General features: G+C 41.0%; 10 protein-coding genes. 7 read left to right on the top strand and 3 right to left on the bottom strand.

The features are described 5' to 3' along the window. The first annotated feature begins 337 nt into the window (after positions 1–337). The 4 genes from EGC80_RS17675 (at position 338) to ovoA (ending at position 6,650) form a co-directional block, all read left to right on the top strand. Positions 338–715 (top strand): hypothetical protein, encoded by a 378-nt coding sequence (locus EGC80_RS17675; protein ID WP_124011609.1) that lies wholly within the window; start codon positions 338–340, stop codon positions 713–715. 669 nt (positions 716–1,384) lie between these two features. Then, entirely contained in the window at positions 1,385–2,638 is a 1,254-nt protein-coding gene (locus EGC80_RS17670) for a YeeE/YedE family protein (RefSeq protein WP_124011608.1), read from the top strand. 596 nt (positions 2,639–3,234) lie between these two features. Continuing rightward, a complete protein-coding gene (locus EGC80_RS17665) occupies positions 3,235–4,359 on the top strand; it encodes a MalY/PatB family protein (protein WP_124011607.1) in 1,125 nt (374 codons plus the stop codon). 128 nt (positions 4,360–4,487) lie between these two features. Then, entirely contained in the window at positions 4,488–6,650 is a 2,163-nt protein-coding gene (gene ovoA / locus EGC80_RS17660) for a 5-histidylcysteine sulfoxide synthase (RefSeq protein WP_124011606.1), read from the top strand. Here ovoA and EGC80_RS17655 read toward each other — a convergent pair. Continuing rightward, positions 6,622–7,755 carry an ADP-ribosylglycohydrolase family protein gene (locus EGC80_RS17655; RefSeq protein WP_124012121.1) on the bottom strand — a complete coding sequence of 378 codons (1,134 nt, stop codon included), beginning with the start codon at positions 7,753–7,755 and terminating at the stop codon, positions 6,622–6,624. The two genes, ovoA and EGC80_RS17655, sit on opposite strands and share 29 nt — an antisense overlap. A gap of 492 nt (positions 7,756–8,247) precedes the next feature. On the opposite strand from EGC80_RS17655, the gene nhaC reads away from it, so the two are divergent. Then, on the top strand, positions 8,248–9,681 hold the full coding sequence (gene nhaC / locus EGC80_RS17650) for a Na+/H+ antiporter NhaC (RefSeq protein ID WP_206191812.1): 1,434 nt from the start codon (positions 8,248–8,250) through the stop codon (positions 9,679–9,681). A gap of 125 nt (positions 9,682–9,806) precedes the next feature. Further along, positions 9,807–11,489 carry an ABC1 kinase family protein gene (locus EGC80_RS17645; RefSeq protein WP_124011605.1) on the top strand — a complete coding sequence of 561 codons (1,683 nt, stop codon included), beginning with the start codon at positions 9,807–9,809 and terminating at the stop codon, positions 11,487–11,489. A gap of 701 nt (positions 11,490–12,190) precedes the next feature. On the opposite strand, the gene EGC80_RS17640 is transcribed toward EGC80_RS17645, so the two are convergent. Further along, positions 12,191–13,105, bottom strand: coding sequence for a DUF5692 family protein (locus EGC80_RS17640; RefSeq protein ID WP_124011604.1), 915 nt, complete (start codon positions 13,103–13,105; stop codon positions 12,191–12,193). Between the two features lie 390 nt (positions 13,106–13,495). Between EGC80_RS17640 and EGC80_RS17635 the strand changes: the two genes are divergently transcribed. Beyond that, positions 13,496–14,113: a TetR/AcrR family transcriptional regulator gene (locus EGC80_RS17635; RefSeq protein ID WP_101031869.1), complete on the top strand. Its 618-nt coding sequence runs from the start codon at positions 13,496–13,498 to the stop codon at positions 14,111–14,113. Between the two features lie 516 nt (positions 14,114–14,629). On the opposite strand, the gene EGC80_RS17630 is transcribed toward EGC80_RS17635, so the two are convergent. Then, positions 14,630–15,565 carry a DUF5692 family protein gene (locus tag EGC80_RS17630; protein WP_124011603.1) on the bottom strand — a complete coding sequence of 312 codons (936 nt, stop codon included), beginning with the start codon at positions 15,563–15,565 and terminating at the stop codon, positions 14,630–14,632. Between the last annotated feature and the right edge of the window lie 1,443 nt (positions 15,566–17,008).

The following is a 17,008-nucleotide window of genomic DNA, read 5'->3' as shown; positions in this document are numbered from 1 at the left end:
CCGAATTCTGCAAATGATGAATAAACCACTAATTTAACGCTAATGTTTTAGCCATGTTGATTGAAATTGATGAGTTGAGTACATCGAGCGTAACCCTCGCCAAAGCCATAAAAACGAGTTATGTTATTTGTTCAAAAAATGGGTGGCATAGTTTCATTTAGAATAGTTTCATTTCTAGTTTTTGCCCTAATTTAAAGTTGATTGATTCAATATAACTAACCTGATAACGTACTAAAAATATTAATAATTAAAGCTGTATAGCGATGATAGTTCTGAAAAATACATAAGGGTATTTAGCGGAATTTTTAATAATACGCGTTATGTTCTTGGAGGCACTGTGCTAGAAGCTTTTACTGGTTTACTTGGCCTTTTTGTTGGCTTAGTTCTTGGGCATCGATTATCTCTAGGTCGAGATAAACGCAAAGAGTTTAATCATGCAATTTCTCCGGTTAGAGAAGTTCTAATAGTTCAGTTGGATAAGCTTGAAGCTGGCATTTTTGAGCATGGAATAACGGATAGAGATGTAACTCGTCTTAGAGCATCTTTAGGGGAGCTGGCATCAAAGGAAATTGTATTTGCCTACGCTAAATATGGCGAAGCAAGAAAAGGCTCTGGCAGTCATGATAAATACGGCAGCTTTACAAAAAATGAAGATGGCTTTAGTAAATTTACTGCTGCTTCAAAAATTCTCCTATCGAAGCTCAGAGTTAAATGAGACTACAACAGGTTGAATGATTGATGCTCAATCGACTTTACTTTTAAATATCTCATTGTATCAATGCCATGTATTAATTTAGTTAGGCATCGGCTAAGTTCAACAAACTCTGCAATTAACATGGTCATATATGGTGTCGATATTGGACACTGATTGATAGAGCGAATATTGGCTATTACAGATAATGTGCCACTGGGATAGCGACTTGCTTTTTGTTTCCCACCTACTTAGGGGGCGTTTACATCTTAGAGTGTTTTTTTATGCACTACTGAGAATAAGTAGGGGTATAAAGCGGGGTATCTTGATTTTACAGGTTAATTATAACATTAAGTATCAATATCTTGTCCTTCATATGGGCGGAATGATGTCACCATCATCTGATTATTTCATAGAAACTCATAATGTTTCATTAAGCCCGTAGGGTTACGCTTTACGGGCATTTTTTATTAAAAAAACAGCACATTGAATAAATCTCAATTATCCATTATTGATTTGTTGCAGCCGGTTTTTTGTCCAATATAAAGATACCGATGAATTTAGACCAATAAGTTATAAAGAAGGGTTGGACATATATCCACGGTAAGAGAATAATCCGCGCTTCATTTCATACCAACTCAAAAAATCCGCAGTGTATGAATGCCTACTTTTCATTTCTTCTGGATTATCACCATGGATAAAAAACAAGCTTCATTTGGTATTGTCATCGCCATCGCTTCTCTTCTTTTAGGAGCCGTCTTCCTTGACAGTTCATCACTATTTTTGCGTTTATTGTTCGGTTTGAGCCTTGGTTTTGTCTTAACAAAGGGGTCTATAGGTTTTGCCGGTAGTGTTAACCGTGCGTATCGCCGTGGTTCGACGCAATTGCTGCAGACATTAATGTTTATGTTCGTTATTACCGCCATTATTAATGCGGGTTTACTGCTGAATGCCAACCCCGGCAGCTATAATTTATGGGTTAATCCTATCAACCTGGGCTTAGTGTTGGGGGGAGTCATGTTTGGTGCTGGAATGAGCCTTTCAAGCTGCTGTGCGACGGGCGTGATGGTTGAATTGGTGAGCGATATTCCGCGTGCTTTGACGACCTTATTCTTTTTTGGTGCCGGGGTGTTTTTTGGTTTTCCATTGCAGGCGACACAAACATGGATCACAACCACATCATTCTCTTCCAGTAGTTTTGCTGGCAAAGGGGTATACCTGCCGGATCTGTTTACCTGGGGGCCTTTGAACGGCTATTTTATTTCAATTCTAGTGAGCATCGCTTTTGCTTTGATCGTGGTTATTTTCGCTAAAAAATATCAAAATTACCGTCATGCGAAAGGGTCATTCTTAGGTGTTGACGCTGAAACTGTACGTCAAGAAATGCACCCAAAACACACTCAGCAGCACTTTACTTTATTCAGTGTTGAAACCTACCATAGATGGATTGGTAATCTATGGGAAATGAAAACGGCGGCGCTAGTGATATCCTTGATCTTCGGTATTATGATGGTCTCAACGGGTGCAGGATGGGGGGCATCAACACCCTTCGGTATTTGGTTTGGTAAAGTGTTAATGGTGTTTGGCATGAGCGCAAATGATATTGCTGACTTTACTTCTCGACCAGCCGGTTTGTTTACTACCCCGTTTTTCGAGCATAGTATTTCAGTGCAGAATTTTGCTCTTATAGTGGGGACATTAATCGCGGTGCTGCTGATGGGTAAATTTTCATTCTCATTTAAAATCAATCATTCTGCGAAACAATTTGCTCTTTTTGCTTTAGGGGGGTTACTGATGGGCTTCGGTACTCGTTTTGCTAACGGCTGTAATGTCGGCGCCTTATTCACACCTATTGCCAATCTTTCACTATCCGGTTGGATTTACCTGGTATTTTTACTTTCAGGGGGGGTTTTAGGTAATAAACTTCATCATTCCCTAATCAAATAACATCGATTGCTGTACAGCGCTGATTTCCAATTTTAAGCCGATAGGGGTTGTTTGATAGTTAATAAACGATCTTTTTTTAATGCCTTTGTATAAAACGAGAATATTAGCAAGTAGCACAGAACGGTTGCTCTGTGCTTTTAGGCTTGATTGATATCAAGCTTTTCTGCTGTGTTAAATCGACCATATTACTGATGGATTGGCCAATTGAGTGCTCATTGGTTAAATCAGCCTGTTGAATTTGCTCGTTGAGAAAATGATAAAAGGTGATCGCAACTCCAATAGAAAGGGGTTATGTTGCTACTTCAAAAAATGGCTGGCTATGTATTCTGGGACTTTAAACCCAAGAGTTCCTCTTTATAAAAGCAAGCTATCCTTCCTCAAGATTAATATCCAATAAAAATTAACCATGAGTGTCATCGTTAGCGTTATCACTTGTATACCGAATAAAATGGGCGAATAAAAAGGGGGGGCATTTTTATTCCCACAAGTACTTGGGTTATGTTGACTTGTGTTTTAACCTAAACCAAAGGTTAATAGTAACAGGCTAAATCGGCTATTTACTGCAGACTGCTAAATTAACGATCAAAGGACCCGCAATGAACTTCAGCGATAAACCAGACCGCACATCGTCAAAAGCCCATAAATGGGAAAAATACAAAGGTACCGATATACTGCCTATGTGGATTGCTGATACTGAGTTTCGCTGTGCTGAGCCTATTTTATCTGCTTTACATCAGCGCATTGATGACGGCTTATTTGGTTATACCTTATCGGCTCACGATACCGATGCCAGTGAGGCTGTTGTGGCGTGGTGTCAACGTCAGTATAACTGGAAGATTGATCCTAGTTGGCTAGTGTGGACTCCGGGTGTGGTGCCCGCATTTAATGTGGCTATTCAAGCATATTGCCAAGCAGGGGATACGATTATCGTACAAACACCCAATTATCCTCCGATATTGGCAGCACCTGCAATTAATCATCTCAACCGAACTTGTATCGGCTCGATAGAAGTGGAAGGTCGCTGGACACTCGATTTTAATGCCTTAGAAGCGGCTGCCGCGGATCCTAAAGCCAGCTTATTTATTATGTGTAATCCGATGAATCCGCTCGGCTCAGTTTTAAACCAAGACGAGTTAGACACAATTGCAGCAATATGCAGAAAACATGGCGTTATGCTGTGCTCGGATGAAATACACTGCGATTTAATTTTAGATGACGTGCCACATCTACCGGCCAGTGCGCACCCAGAGTTGGCTGAGTCTTCAGTGACATTAATGGCCGCCAGTAAAACCTTCAATATTGCTGGATTAGGTACGTCTTTCGCTATTATTCCAAACGAAAAATTAAGAGCAGACTTCAACCATGCTGCCCGCGGCAGATTACCATCGGTAACCGTTACAGGCCTTACCGCTACTAATGCAGCTTTCAGGCATTGCGATGAGTGGCATCAACAACAAGTGGCGTATTTAACTGAAAATCGCGATTATTTGGTGACTGAAATCAACAAAATTGAAGGTTTAAAAGCAATCTCACCCGCGGCTACTTTTTTGCTGTGGGTTGATGCCAGCGGTTTGCAAGTCACCGATACGCAAGCCTGGTGTGAAGCCAAAGGTGTTGGTCCATCAGCGGGCAGAGATTTTGGTGATAAAGACTGTTTTCGCTTGAACTTCGGTTGCTCACGAGATTATTTAGTCGAAGCCATTAAAAAACTGCAGGGCTGAGACGTTTAACCACCGGCAAAACTTCTGTTTTTTTACGGGTAATATTAATATAAAGTAAAAAAGTTGAGCCTTTATCCAGTAGTAAATCGTATGACTATAGAATAAAAATCAAAGGAACGTGTTTCAGGATGACCTTACCTATACAAAACGCACAAGAAATGGCTAAACGATCCGCAACGTTTGTTGACTCTGGATCATTGCGCCGAATTCCTACACTGAACAGCGGCACCGTGGATGATAAGCGCAAAGAAATAGCGCTTTACTTCACTAATACCTTCGATACCTATACGCAACTGTTCGATTGTTTGCGCGATGATGCTGTTTTCTATCAAAAACCTATACCCTTGCGCCACCCGCTTATTTTCTATCTTGGGCATACGGCCACTTTTTTCATCAACAAGCTACTATTGGCAAAACTGATACCCGATCGGATTAATCCTCATATGGAATCAATTTTTGCGGTGGGTGTTGATGAAATGAGCTGGGATGATCTGTCTGAAGACAATTATGACTGGCCCAGTGTTTCTGCGGTAAAAGACTACCGCGCTAAAGTGCGTGCCACAGTATTAACATTAATTGATACCTTGCACCTTGTCCTACCCATTGATTGGGAAAATACCTGGTGGCCCATCGTCATGGGTATTGAGCACGAGCGTATTCACCTTGAGACGTCGTCTGTTCTCATTCGCCAACATGAACTTGCCAAAGTCCAGCCATTACCTCAATGGCCAGCTTGCAAAGATACTGGCCAAGCGCCAAAAAACAAACTGATAAGCGTTACTGCCGGCTCAGTTAATCTTGGAAAATCTTTTGATAGTGCCTTCTATGGATGGGACAACGAATATGGCCAACATCAGGCAGAGGTAGCCGAATTTAAAGCCAGCCAATATTTAGTCAGCAATCAAGAGTTCCTCGAGTTTGTTGAGGACGGTGGTTATGAGCAAAATCGTTTTTGGAGCGATGAAGGCCTGGCTTGGCGGCAGTTTACTGAGGCGAAACACCCGGTATTTTGGCGTTGGCACAATGGTTGGCGTTTGCGCCTGATGACACAAGAAATTGATATGGCTTGGGACTGGCCTGCTGAAGTTAACTACCATGAAGCGAAAGCGTTTTGTGAATGGAAAACCGTAGAAACTGGGCAACAAATTCGGATGCCAACGGAAGACGAATGGCATCGTCTATGCTCACTAGCGGGCGTTGAAGAGCTGAGTAATAGCGCGGCCGATGCAAACTTGCATCTTGACCATTTTGCATCATGCTGCCCGGTAACGCGCTATCAACATGGCAGTTGGTTTGATGTGGTGGGCAATGTGTGGCAATGGACTGAAACGCCTATTTATCCCTTCGATAACTTTAAAGTACACCCACTGTATGACGATTTCACCACGCCAACTTTTGATGGTAAACACAATATAATCAAAGGTGGTTCATGGATTTCAAGTGGTAACGAAGCGCGCCTTAGTGCACGTTATGCGTTTAGACGTCACTTTTCGCAGCACGCCGGATTTCGCTATATTGCCTCCGAAGTTGAGGCAATGTCTCCTAAGGCTTACTATGAAAGTGATCAGCTTCTGTCAGAATATGCAGAGTTTCACTTTGGTGACACCTGGTATGGCGTAGACAATTTTCCTAAAGCCTTAGCTGATATTGCACTTGAGGCAATGAAGGGCAAAACCACCGGTAAAGCACTTGACTTAGGCTGTGCGTGTGGTCGAGCAAGTTTTGAGTTGGCCCGTCAGTTCGATGAAGTAGACGGTATTGATTTCTCAGCAAACTTTACCCGCCTAGCGGCTAAAATGGCGCAGCAAGGCGCAGTGCGTTACGCCCGTGCCGAAGAAGGCGAATTAGTTAGCTACCATACTCGTACCCTGCAAGAACTAGGGTTGGAAGCTTATGCAAACCGTGTTGCATTTCATCAAGGCGACGCCTGTAATCTCAAACCCCAATTCACTGCTTATGATTTAGTTTTAGCTGCTAATTTGATTGATAGGCTTTACCAGCCGAGCCGTTTTCTGGCGGATATGGCACAGCGCATCAATGATGGCGGCTTGCTTATTATTGCATCGCCCTATACGTGGCTGGAAGAACATACACCCAAGGAAGAATGGATTGGGGGTTTCAAAAAAGATGGCGAAAACTACAGCACATTAGATGGCTTGAAAGAGCAACTATCAAGCCACTTTATGTTAGTGGGTGAGCCGCGCAAAGTCCCGTTTGTGATCCGTGAAACTCAGCACAAGTTTCAGCATACCTTGTCTGAACTTACGGTTTGGGAGCGCTTGCCACGCTGATAAGCGCCTCAATTTCCTGAGCAATCAATTTGTGGTCTACCAGTTGTTCAAACCAGCTGGTGGCCACAATATCGCTTTGCAATCCAAGCAAGGTTCCCAGCACTATGCCGCGATGTACGTTGTCACCGCCTAAGTTAGTATTGATTCGCAGTGCTTGCCAAGGGTCATTTTGGTATTTACAGGCTAGATACAAGACGACAGGCCAAGAATCTGAAATATAACATGCCCTTGAAAATATCTGGCCGACGACCTGATTGTCGGGCACGTTACGTTTTAACAGACCGGCTAAATTAGTACTGGTTAAGCCTTTACTTGCTTCAAGTAAAAGTGCCTTAACGCCTGCCTCATCAGGCCCATCCATCAGACCACACAAGAGTTGCACGTAGCGATCACACACCTGCATTAAGGATTCATCAGGATGGGTTAAGGCCAGATGTGCTCGGCAGGCAATCTTTATCTCGGCTTCGCTTATGCCCTTAAGTCGTTCTGAAAAAACCAAAGGCGCTATTGTCACCAATGCACCGATGGATGCCGTGTCGTGAGTTATCATTCCACAGTTTTCAGGCTTGCGTCCCTGCGCCAAGTTAGCAAAAAATCCTCGATGGTAGGATTCTGCATAAGTATCGGGATGAGCGGCGGGAGTCATTGTCATAAAGTCAATGTAGGCATTAACAAATGCTTGTCGGTCATAGGGTTGTGGCGAACTCGCCAGGGTGCGCATCAGTACACGAGCGCAATGGGCGTTGAGGGTGTTTTCGCCCGCCTGCATGCCTTGATGATAATGCACATTCGGTTTGTCCCAAAACTGCGCCTTATCTTTTAAAATAATATCGCCTACCACTTGCGGCGACGGATCGTTAGCTGAATGCCCTTTAGACGATCGATCATTGGACTGTCGCCCCCCTTTATGTTTGGAGTGCAAGGACATAATAGATGAAGGGTGAAACTCAGGGGCGGCCTCAAAGCGCTGAATACCACCAGTAAAAGCACGCTCTATTTCCATTGGTTGATAATACCAATGCACTGGCATGGCCAAAGCATCAGCAATAAAGCTTGTTTTAAGTGCCCAGGTAACGCGAAGTGGCTGAGAAGGGTTGTGATTCATGATAATGCCTCTTTCACATGGTAAAAAATTTGTATCTGCATTAGATACCGCAACAATAGGTTGTGAATCGATAACGAATGGATAATTTTTACCATGTGAATATTGATTAAAAACGTATGTGGTCATACTAGGTACGTCATTTATACAAAAGTAGACGTTTTTTTTAAGGCAATAGGCTAAATTTATTTCGCAACCATAATTTTCAACCCGACAAGCGCAACAGCTTTTTTGAGTATGTGGAGGATGTAGAGGATGTAACCCATTGTGCCTGTAAATGAGCTTGTAAATGAGCTTATAAATGAGCTTATAAATAATTATGTGCAGCACTCTGTGATGATATATCTTTCGAGTTGGCCTTTGCTTGGTAGCTAAACCATTGCTTATAAAAGACGAAAGGTTTATTTTTTTTCATATCCTGCTTGTTTATAGTTTACCCAATTATCTGTACTGATATACTCAACTTCATCCCAATTGTTACCATACTGTGTGCCAATGCCTGTAATCACTCCTAACTTACCCCGTAGCCCTGGTTTTTTGCAGTCTCTTATCTGTTTTAGCGTGATTATCATCACCATTGCAGGAGGACTTTTTGGTTTAGGGATCAGTCTGCATACACTGATGTTTCTGTGTCTTTTGTGGATAGGACTCAACGCTTTTAGTCTTGGCTACGGCTATATACACATACGCGAGTTGATGACTAGCGCCCTCACCAGAGCCATGCCTGCCATTTATATATTTATATTGATCGGCATGGTGATTGCTAGTTTTATGCACAGTGGCACCATCGCCACGCTTATTTATTATGGCCTTAGCTGGCTGAGTCCAAGTTTGTTTTTGGCCGTCGGTTTATTACTGTGCGCCTTGATGTCGGTAGCAACCGGAACATCTTGGGGTACCGTCGGCACCTTAGGCGTGGTTTTTATTGGCATCGGCTCTGCCATGAATATTCCCCTGCCTTTAGTCGCAGGTATGATTGTCTGCGGTGCAACCTTCGGTGATAAAATGTCGCCGATTTCAGATACCACAAACCTCGCCGCTATGAGTGCTGGCACCGATATTTATCGACACATTTACTCCATGCTGTTTACCACAACGCCCACCTTTATCCTCACCTTCTTAATATTTTTAGTGATCGGATTGAACTATGGCGAGCAAAATATAGACTTAACAGAAGTCACCTCAATTCAAATGGCACTAGCCAACAATTATAGCCTTACGCCGCTGATCACCTTATTACCACTGATTTTACTCGCTGTACTGAGCATTAGAAAAGTGCCTGCAGAAGTGACTATGTCATGCAGTATTATACTCGCCGTGCTAATCGCGATTGTTTATCAGCAAGAAAGTGCTATCTCCGTGCTTAATGCGCTGTGGGAAAATACGCCCGAATCAACGGGTATCCCCAGTTTAGATGCTTTGCTTGGTCGCGGCGGCATTAGCAGCATGAGCTGGACCTTGCTGCTGGCTTTAATGGCTATCGCGCTAGGCGGAATTTTGCACGGCGCGGGATTTCTCACTGCACTATTAGCCGGTATCATAAAAAGAGTGCAACGCACTGCCACCCTTATTGCCACAACTATTATGTCCGGCTTCTTAGGTAACATTGCTATGGGAGAGGCTTATATTTCGATTATTCTAAGTTGCCAACTGTTTAAGCCCAAATATGAGCAACAAAATTTAGAGGCTGCCATTCTTTCGCGCTCAGTTGAAGAAGGTGCCACTATGACCACAGGCCTTATTCCGTGGACCACGGCCGGTGCCTTTTATACCGCCACTCTAGGGGTAGACGTACTTGACTACGCGCCCTATGCTTTTTTCAACTACCTCAATGCCATCATTGCAGTGGCAATGGCCGCCTTTGGCATTGGTCTTCTCAAACCGAAAACCAAACCAGCTTTGGCCGTTTTTACTTCAAGGGAGCTATAGTCACACCGCTGGCGATGGTAAATGTTCCGAGATTTTAGTAGCAGGTTTTCTTGACGGGATTGCACAAACCTTGGATGATAAATTAACATCCAATTCTACTGCAAATAAGAATAAATAGGTGCGCCATGCTTTGGGATACGTTAGGTACCGCGCGAGATATTGGTCGACTTAATGAGCTTGCATCGGTCTTAATCCGTTATGGTTTCGGCGATGTGCTGCGAAGACTTGGCCTAGCGAATGTGGTTAATGGCGCAGGTAAGGCACTGCATTGGAAGTATGCTTCGGAAATAACCAATGTAGATTCACCAGTCAGGTTTTGTCATGCCCTGGCTGAAATGGGGCCAACCTTTATTAAACTAGGACAGATCCTTGCGACACGCTCAGATCTGTTTTCTCCAGAGTGGATTGTTGAATTTGAAAAATTACAGGATCAAGCTCCTCCGGTATCATTTGAATTAATCTGTAAACAGTTACACGAAGACCTAGGATGTAGCCCGCAACAGGCTTTTGCCGAATTTGATCCTAAACCTCTCGCTGCCGCCTCCATTGCGCAAGTTCATCGAGCTCGATTACAAGATGGCACTGAGGTCATTATTAAGGTCCGCAGGCCGGGTATCCGACCGATAATGGAGGCCGATTTACGTTTACTTGCCCGCATTGCTGAAGTTATGGAGTCCGAGTCAACATCTTTACGGCGTTTTAGACCTCGTGAGGTGGTACGTCAATTTACCCACTCTTTGCGGCGGGAATTGGATTTGTTGGCCGAGTGTCGTAATGCTGAAAGGATCGCCAAAAATTTCAATAATGATCCAAAAATCGTTATTCCTAAAGTTTATTGGCCGTGGTGCCGTGAACGTGTCAATGTTCAAGAATTTATTGATGGTATTTCTGGGCGAAATATCGAAGCTGTGGAGAAAACAGGGTTAGATAGAAAATTGTTAGCCAAGCATGGCGGTCAAGCGGCGTTAAAAATGATGTTGATTGATGGTTTTTATCATGGAGATCCCCATCAAGGTAATATTTTTTATCTGCCGGAAAATAGAATTGCATTTATTGATTTTGGTATGGTTGGACGACTGTCTTTCGAGCGCCGACATCAATTGGTACAGCTTTTACATAGCATGGTTGAGTTGGATGCGCCTAGAGTTGTTGAAGTATTACTGACTTGGGCTGGAGATCCGCCATTAAATTGTGAAAATCTTACTTTTGAAGTAGAAGAGTTTGTTGATAAATATCATGGCGTTTCATTAAAGAACTTCAATTTGGGCATGATGCTTACTGAGCTGATGTCATTACTTAGAGAATATAGCCTTAACTTACCCCCTGATTTAATTATATTGATTAAAGCATTGATAACGCTTGAAGGCGTTGCCCTGCAGTTAGATCCTGACTTTGATATGGTTTTTGAAGCAGAGCCATTATTACACCAGCTAATGTTAGACCGATATGCACCAGATGCAATGGCCAAAAGAGGTTGGCAAGCTATTGTCGGTACCGCCGAACTGTTAACCGGATTACCGCATGATTTACAGCAACTTTTTCGCTCAGCGCGTAGCGGGAGATTTCAGCTACATGTTGATGTAACGAGGTTAAAAGCCTTTGGCAATCAACTTGACCGTGCTGCTAGCCGAGTGGCAATAGGTAATGTTGTAGCGGCCATGATTATTGGCTCTTCTATTGTGATGACGGTTGATGGTGGCCCGACCTTGTTTGGTTTGCCGTTATTTGGCGTACTTGGATTTCTGAGTGCTGTCGTTGGTGGAATATGGTTAGTGTTCTCTATCTGGTCAAGCGGACGGGGGAGATGAGTCGCTTTTTTCCCATTCAATAGATAAACATGGCCGTAACCGTTGGCGCTACATTGCAGGGTCATCGCATTAACATTACGGGGCGATAATTGATAACCACTTAATCAGGCATTTTTGTTTTGCGCAACATTGATGACAGTTCTATTGTGTGGAAAAATAATTATGCCACTTAAAAATAAACAGAATACAGTGAGCATTTAGCGCTAAAACGGCGACAAGGTGCAACAATCTGCCAATGCCTAGTGGTGTGCTTAAGGTTTAAGGCTTAACGTTTAACATCAATTATCCCATTTCATCCTTGATTAATATCAAACCGCTTGTGATGTTTGAATCTGCCATAATGCTCATCGATTTTCATCTAAAGCTCAATTTTTCGCTAATTCCCGTTCAATTTATACATTTAAATAGTGATAAATACTATCGCAATCAAAGTTGAACAACATTCTGTTAATTCATCATTAAAATGGGTCGCTTGGGTTTTCTTCTTTTTTGCGAAAAGGTAACGCATCATTTATATCTACAAGAGCGTTAATAAATGTTGAATGAGAAGAATACAGAAACTGTCTATGCGGATGTCATCAATTGGGTCTGCTCTACGTAGTAACAATTTTTAGTTGGCACATTTAAATTTTTGGCATGCAAAAAAGCCTCAAAATCGAGAGGCTTTTTTATTTATAGAACAAATAAAATCTATTTACTATCTAGTTATTTACCGCTGCAACATCTTGGTAAACTTTAAGATCTGTGTGTATTTCGTCTTTAAGAGGACTCAGTTTAAATTTACGGATTTTAGCAAACTGGTAAACAAATACGCCGAGATTAAATGCAATACTGATAATACTAATTAACCACATTGCATCAGTATTATGCGAAGATTTAACCGCATATGCGCTAGTATCTACGAATGAAGGGAACGTCATTACAAACATCATCCAGAAACCTAGTGTTGATGCTCTGTGCTGTAACCATGCACCTTTTTTGATAAAGAAGGCCGGAATAGTACAAGAAAGAAGTAGACACATACCGGCATAGAATGAATGATCTGGTACACAGTTGTACACGTAAGCAAAGTTCCATAGGTCATACGCGATGATCCAGAACCAAAGCATATCTGGCCACATCATATCTTGAGATTTATTTTTACTGATGTAGATACCAGCCCAACCACAGATTGTAACGATGTTTAAGATACCCGCAATAGCGTTAAGGATGTTCCACTGGCCGCCAATAATAAGCATACTATCGTGCATACCATTGAAACCAGAAGTCTGGAATTCACGCATAACAGCTTCAAAAATATTGAAACCTAAAATAAAGGCAGGAAAAAACAACAAATATTTATTATTAACTGCACCTTTAATATAACGGATAGCCATAAAACCAATGACACCAGCAAGACAAGAGTAAACTTTAACCCAAGCAAACCAACTGCCTACAGTAGTACCTTCGGCAGCTGTTGTTGGCCATACGAAGATGGTTAAAATAATCGGTAAGACAATGAAACAGCATATTGCAGCCCATTTACTGCGTCTAGATATTTCATTGAGCACAATTAGCGCGAGTGTGACTGCCACACCAACAAGCGCAGATTGCCAAGGGATTGTTTCAAAAAACATATATATATTCCTTTATTTTGTGTAGCTAAAGTAAAGCTTCCTTTTTGGATAAAAACGACCATTACAATTCACAGTTGGTAGTGTGAAATCTTTGCTTATTGTTGGTAATTTAATGAGTGAAAATGATTAATTAGTCGTTAATCAAATAGCTCAATATCCCCAAACCATAAAACGTGATTAAACGTCACGTTTTTATGATCTCGAGTTCTCGACTAAATGTCAAAATATAAATTCTACTTCTGTTTATTTTGTGTTCTAGATCTCTAATTAATACTTGTAAGATCACTTTTACTCAAATGCCGCAACATAATTACCAAGCTGAATCTGATTTTTTAATATGCTATATTGAGCCAATTATTTATTCTATATTATGAGCAAGAGCTTAATCAGATGAATTTAAAACAAGCCACCAACCGAAAAAATCCTAGTCAAAATCGTAGTAAAGAACGAGTGGCAATAATCCTTGAAGCCGTGAAGGGGTTAATTGAAGAAAGAAATATCGGTAACCTTAAAATTACCGATATAGCTAAACGTGCGAATACATCCCCAGCTTCGATTTATCGATATTTTTCAGATAAAGAAGCAATCATTCTTTCTTTAGCTGAACATTTTATGGAAAAAATCCAGCTTATCGTGGATAAACATGTTATTGCTCTGAAAACACTTGAAGACCTAGAGATGGTGCTAAATAATAATTTTGATGATATTTATTTATTACATAAAAATGAGTCGGCACTACGTCAAATTTGGTTTGAGTCGATTGATACCGATCTTGTTAATCTTGCGACCTTAGAAAGTAATGTCAAAGCCGACAAAATATTTCAAAGCGTACTCAAAGTCGCCCGTCCTAAGGATGAGATACAGTTAAAACAATTTATTTTATTGATGAGTCTTCTATTTAGCTCCGTCATACGCCTGTGTTTTTCTAGTGATGCGAGTACACCGGAACAGCTAAAGAAGATATATGTTGATACGGTTATGTCTGGTATGGCTAATTATATAGAATAAGAGAGAGGCGCGCCTGATTACCAATGTCGGAATACATGGGCACCCATTCCAACGGCTAATCTGCATGGGTGTCCCACGTTTATAGGGCCACTGCTACGGATTTCAGTAGAGGCGTAGCTGGACTGTCAACGCCTATGTTTATAAATATCAAGGCAGTACAACCGCTTGTTGCGGTACATGAGTCGCATCAAAGCAATGACAAGAGTGAACTGTAGAATAGATACCTAAGGCCATCGGTGAACACATTATTGCCTTGACCCACCGATGGGGTTGCATATGTGGCATAAATTTTTAGACAATGATGAACCGGCTCGGTTAGATAACCTGTTAGCTCGTATTTTTGGAACAATGTGAATAAACACCAATATGACGCAATACCCCGCTAAAATATCTTTATTTGATTACTGAGTTATCAAATAAAGATATCGTCTAGTTTTAATGATCGAATCGCTACAAAAAAGCCCTTCAAGAATTAAATTCATGAAGGGCTCTGAGTCTTTGTTATAAAGAGTTTAATTAAGTATTTTCTTTAATAACTAGTTTATAGTCTTTTGAATCTGTGAATATTTCATCTTTTAAAGGATTCAGTTTGTGTTTACGGATCTTATTAAACTGGTATACCACAAGGGCAACATTTGCCAGTAGTGCGACCAAACTTACAATGAAGAATGCTTTTGGATCATGCGTTGTTGGAACTGGTGCAATTTTATCTGCGAACTGAGGAACAGACATGACAAACATGATCCACAAGGCTAATGTTGAAGCGCGATGCTGTAGCCAAGCACCTTTCTTGATGAAGAATGCAGGGATAGTACAAGATAGTAACAGTACAACACCCGCGTAGAAAGAGTGATCCGAGATACAATTATAAGTGTAAGCGAAATTCCAGAAATCATAAGCAATGATCCAAGGCCAGATCATATCAGGCCAGATCATATCTTTTGACTTATCTTTTGAAATAATAATTCCAGCCCAACCACAAATAGCAACAATGTTAAGTAGACCTGCAATACCATTCATGATGTTCCATGAACCTGACATCATCCAAAGTTGGTTAATGATTTCGCCATCCCATGCACCATAGCTATAGACTTGGAAATCACGAATACAGGCTTCGAAGATATTAAGAGCAAGAATAGCCGCGGGGAAAATTAACACATACTTATTTTTAGAAAGACCAGGAATGAAGCGAATGGCCATAAAACCAATTGCACCAGCAAGACAAGAGTAGGTTTTTACCCAGTTAAACCAGTTGCCTGTACCGTACTCATTACCAGGTGCTGCAGTGGTTGGCCAAATGAAGATGGTCAAGATGATAGGAAGCACTATAAACATAGAGATCCCACCCCAACGGGTAGTACGAGCAAATTCATTGAAAGCCATTAAGGTAAAGAGAACCGCAATCGCGATCCCCCAACCTTCAATATTTGGCATATTATATAAAAAACCCATAGTATTTCACTTCCTTATAATTTAAAAATAATCAGAGTTGTTTTCTACTTAACGTCATTCGGTTTATTAACTGGAAATTTAATTGGCCTTAACATTAGCAAGCTAAATATCTCTCTTATTAAATCGATACTATCTGCAGTTGCATAAAATCGCTTAACTCGAATAACGTCGAGCAGTATTTATAGCAAAAAGCAATGGTACATTTTTTTGAGATGGTGAAAAATTACTAATCTCAAGTATCAACAATAACCATCAAGTGGCGAGTAACTTACTCCTATAATCAACGATTTTCAATAATCTAAATCACAAATTAGTGTATTTACTCTAAAAATATATGTAAACCACTATATCTTTCTGTTTTTAAGGGTTTTAATATTATTATTTAAATTGAATTATAGAGTGGAAATCGATGTCGTGGCTAGACTATTATCAATTTTTTACGATAAAATAAACGTAAAAAGAACTAATATTTCTATGGAGTGGTTTATATAATAAATCACTAATAAAACATCGAGGTTTAATTTTTTGGAGTGAGTTGTACTCGAACACTTTATATTACCGATTACTAAAAAAGCACTTCAAGAAGTAAAATAAAAAAGGGTTCAGGATGTTTATAATCTAAAGTTTAATTAAATTTCTCTTTAATAAAATTTTATAAACTGCTGTGGTTGTAAATATTTCATTTTTGATGGATTAGGTTTGTGTCTACGGCTTTTTTTAACGGGTAGACTAAAAGTGCAAGATTTTTCTTTGCCGTATTCATTGCTAGTAACCGCTTTCGTTGGTCAGAACAATATAGTAAGTATAATTGGAAGTACAATTAGAGAGAGTGATAATGCCTCATTTTTTAGAACTACCCAATGGATTGAAAGCCATTAAAGAAAAGAGCACTATTTATGTCGAGAAGCAGGCAAATTCAAAGCCAGCGGACCATTTTTTGCACGCAGTTGCTGGTGTTAACCTAATTGTCGTTCAGTGGAAACATATCTCGAGGTCGCGGCATTAGTATGACCAGTCTGCCTGAAGATGTTGTACTGACCCAATCTAAGATCAGTCAATGGGTCATCAACTAATCGAGGACAACGCTGCAGAGCATTGCAGATTATTTTTTATGGTGCGTTAAGACCCAATTAAACCAACCCATGCATTGACGGACGCCGCCAAAGTAGATCAGAACTTGAAAGGCGCGACACAACTGGTGCAACAGTTTTATGGTCATAGCAAAAAACACAACAATCGCTCGAAACAAAATTAACAATGTTCTCTGTGATCTTGACCATTACATTCAGGTGAGGGGGCGGGTTCACAATTTGAAGAATATCGATGTTGATCTTGTTGTTGCTCAAGGTTTACCTGCGAAAGTAGCAAGGTCGAAGACCCGCCGAAGGGCTCCCTTCTTGATACTGTAGCGCAAGTGGTCAGCCTATGGCTGAAGGTCAAGTC

It is taken from the genome of Shewanella psychromarinicola, assembly GCF_003855155.1.
Taxonomy (GTDB): Bacteria; Pseudomonadota; Gammaproteobacteria; order Enterobacterales; family Shewanellaceae; genus Shewanella; species Shewanella psychromarinicola.
Note: the sequence above shows the minus strand (reverse complement) of the source record. Positions and strands in the feature narration are given on the sequence as shown.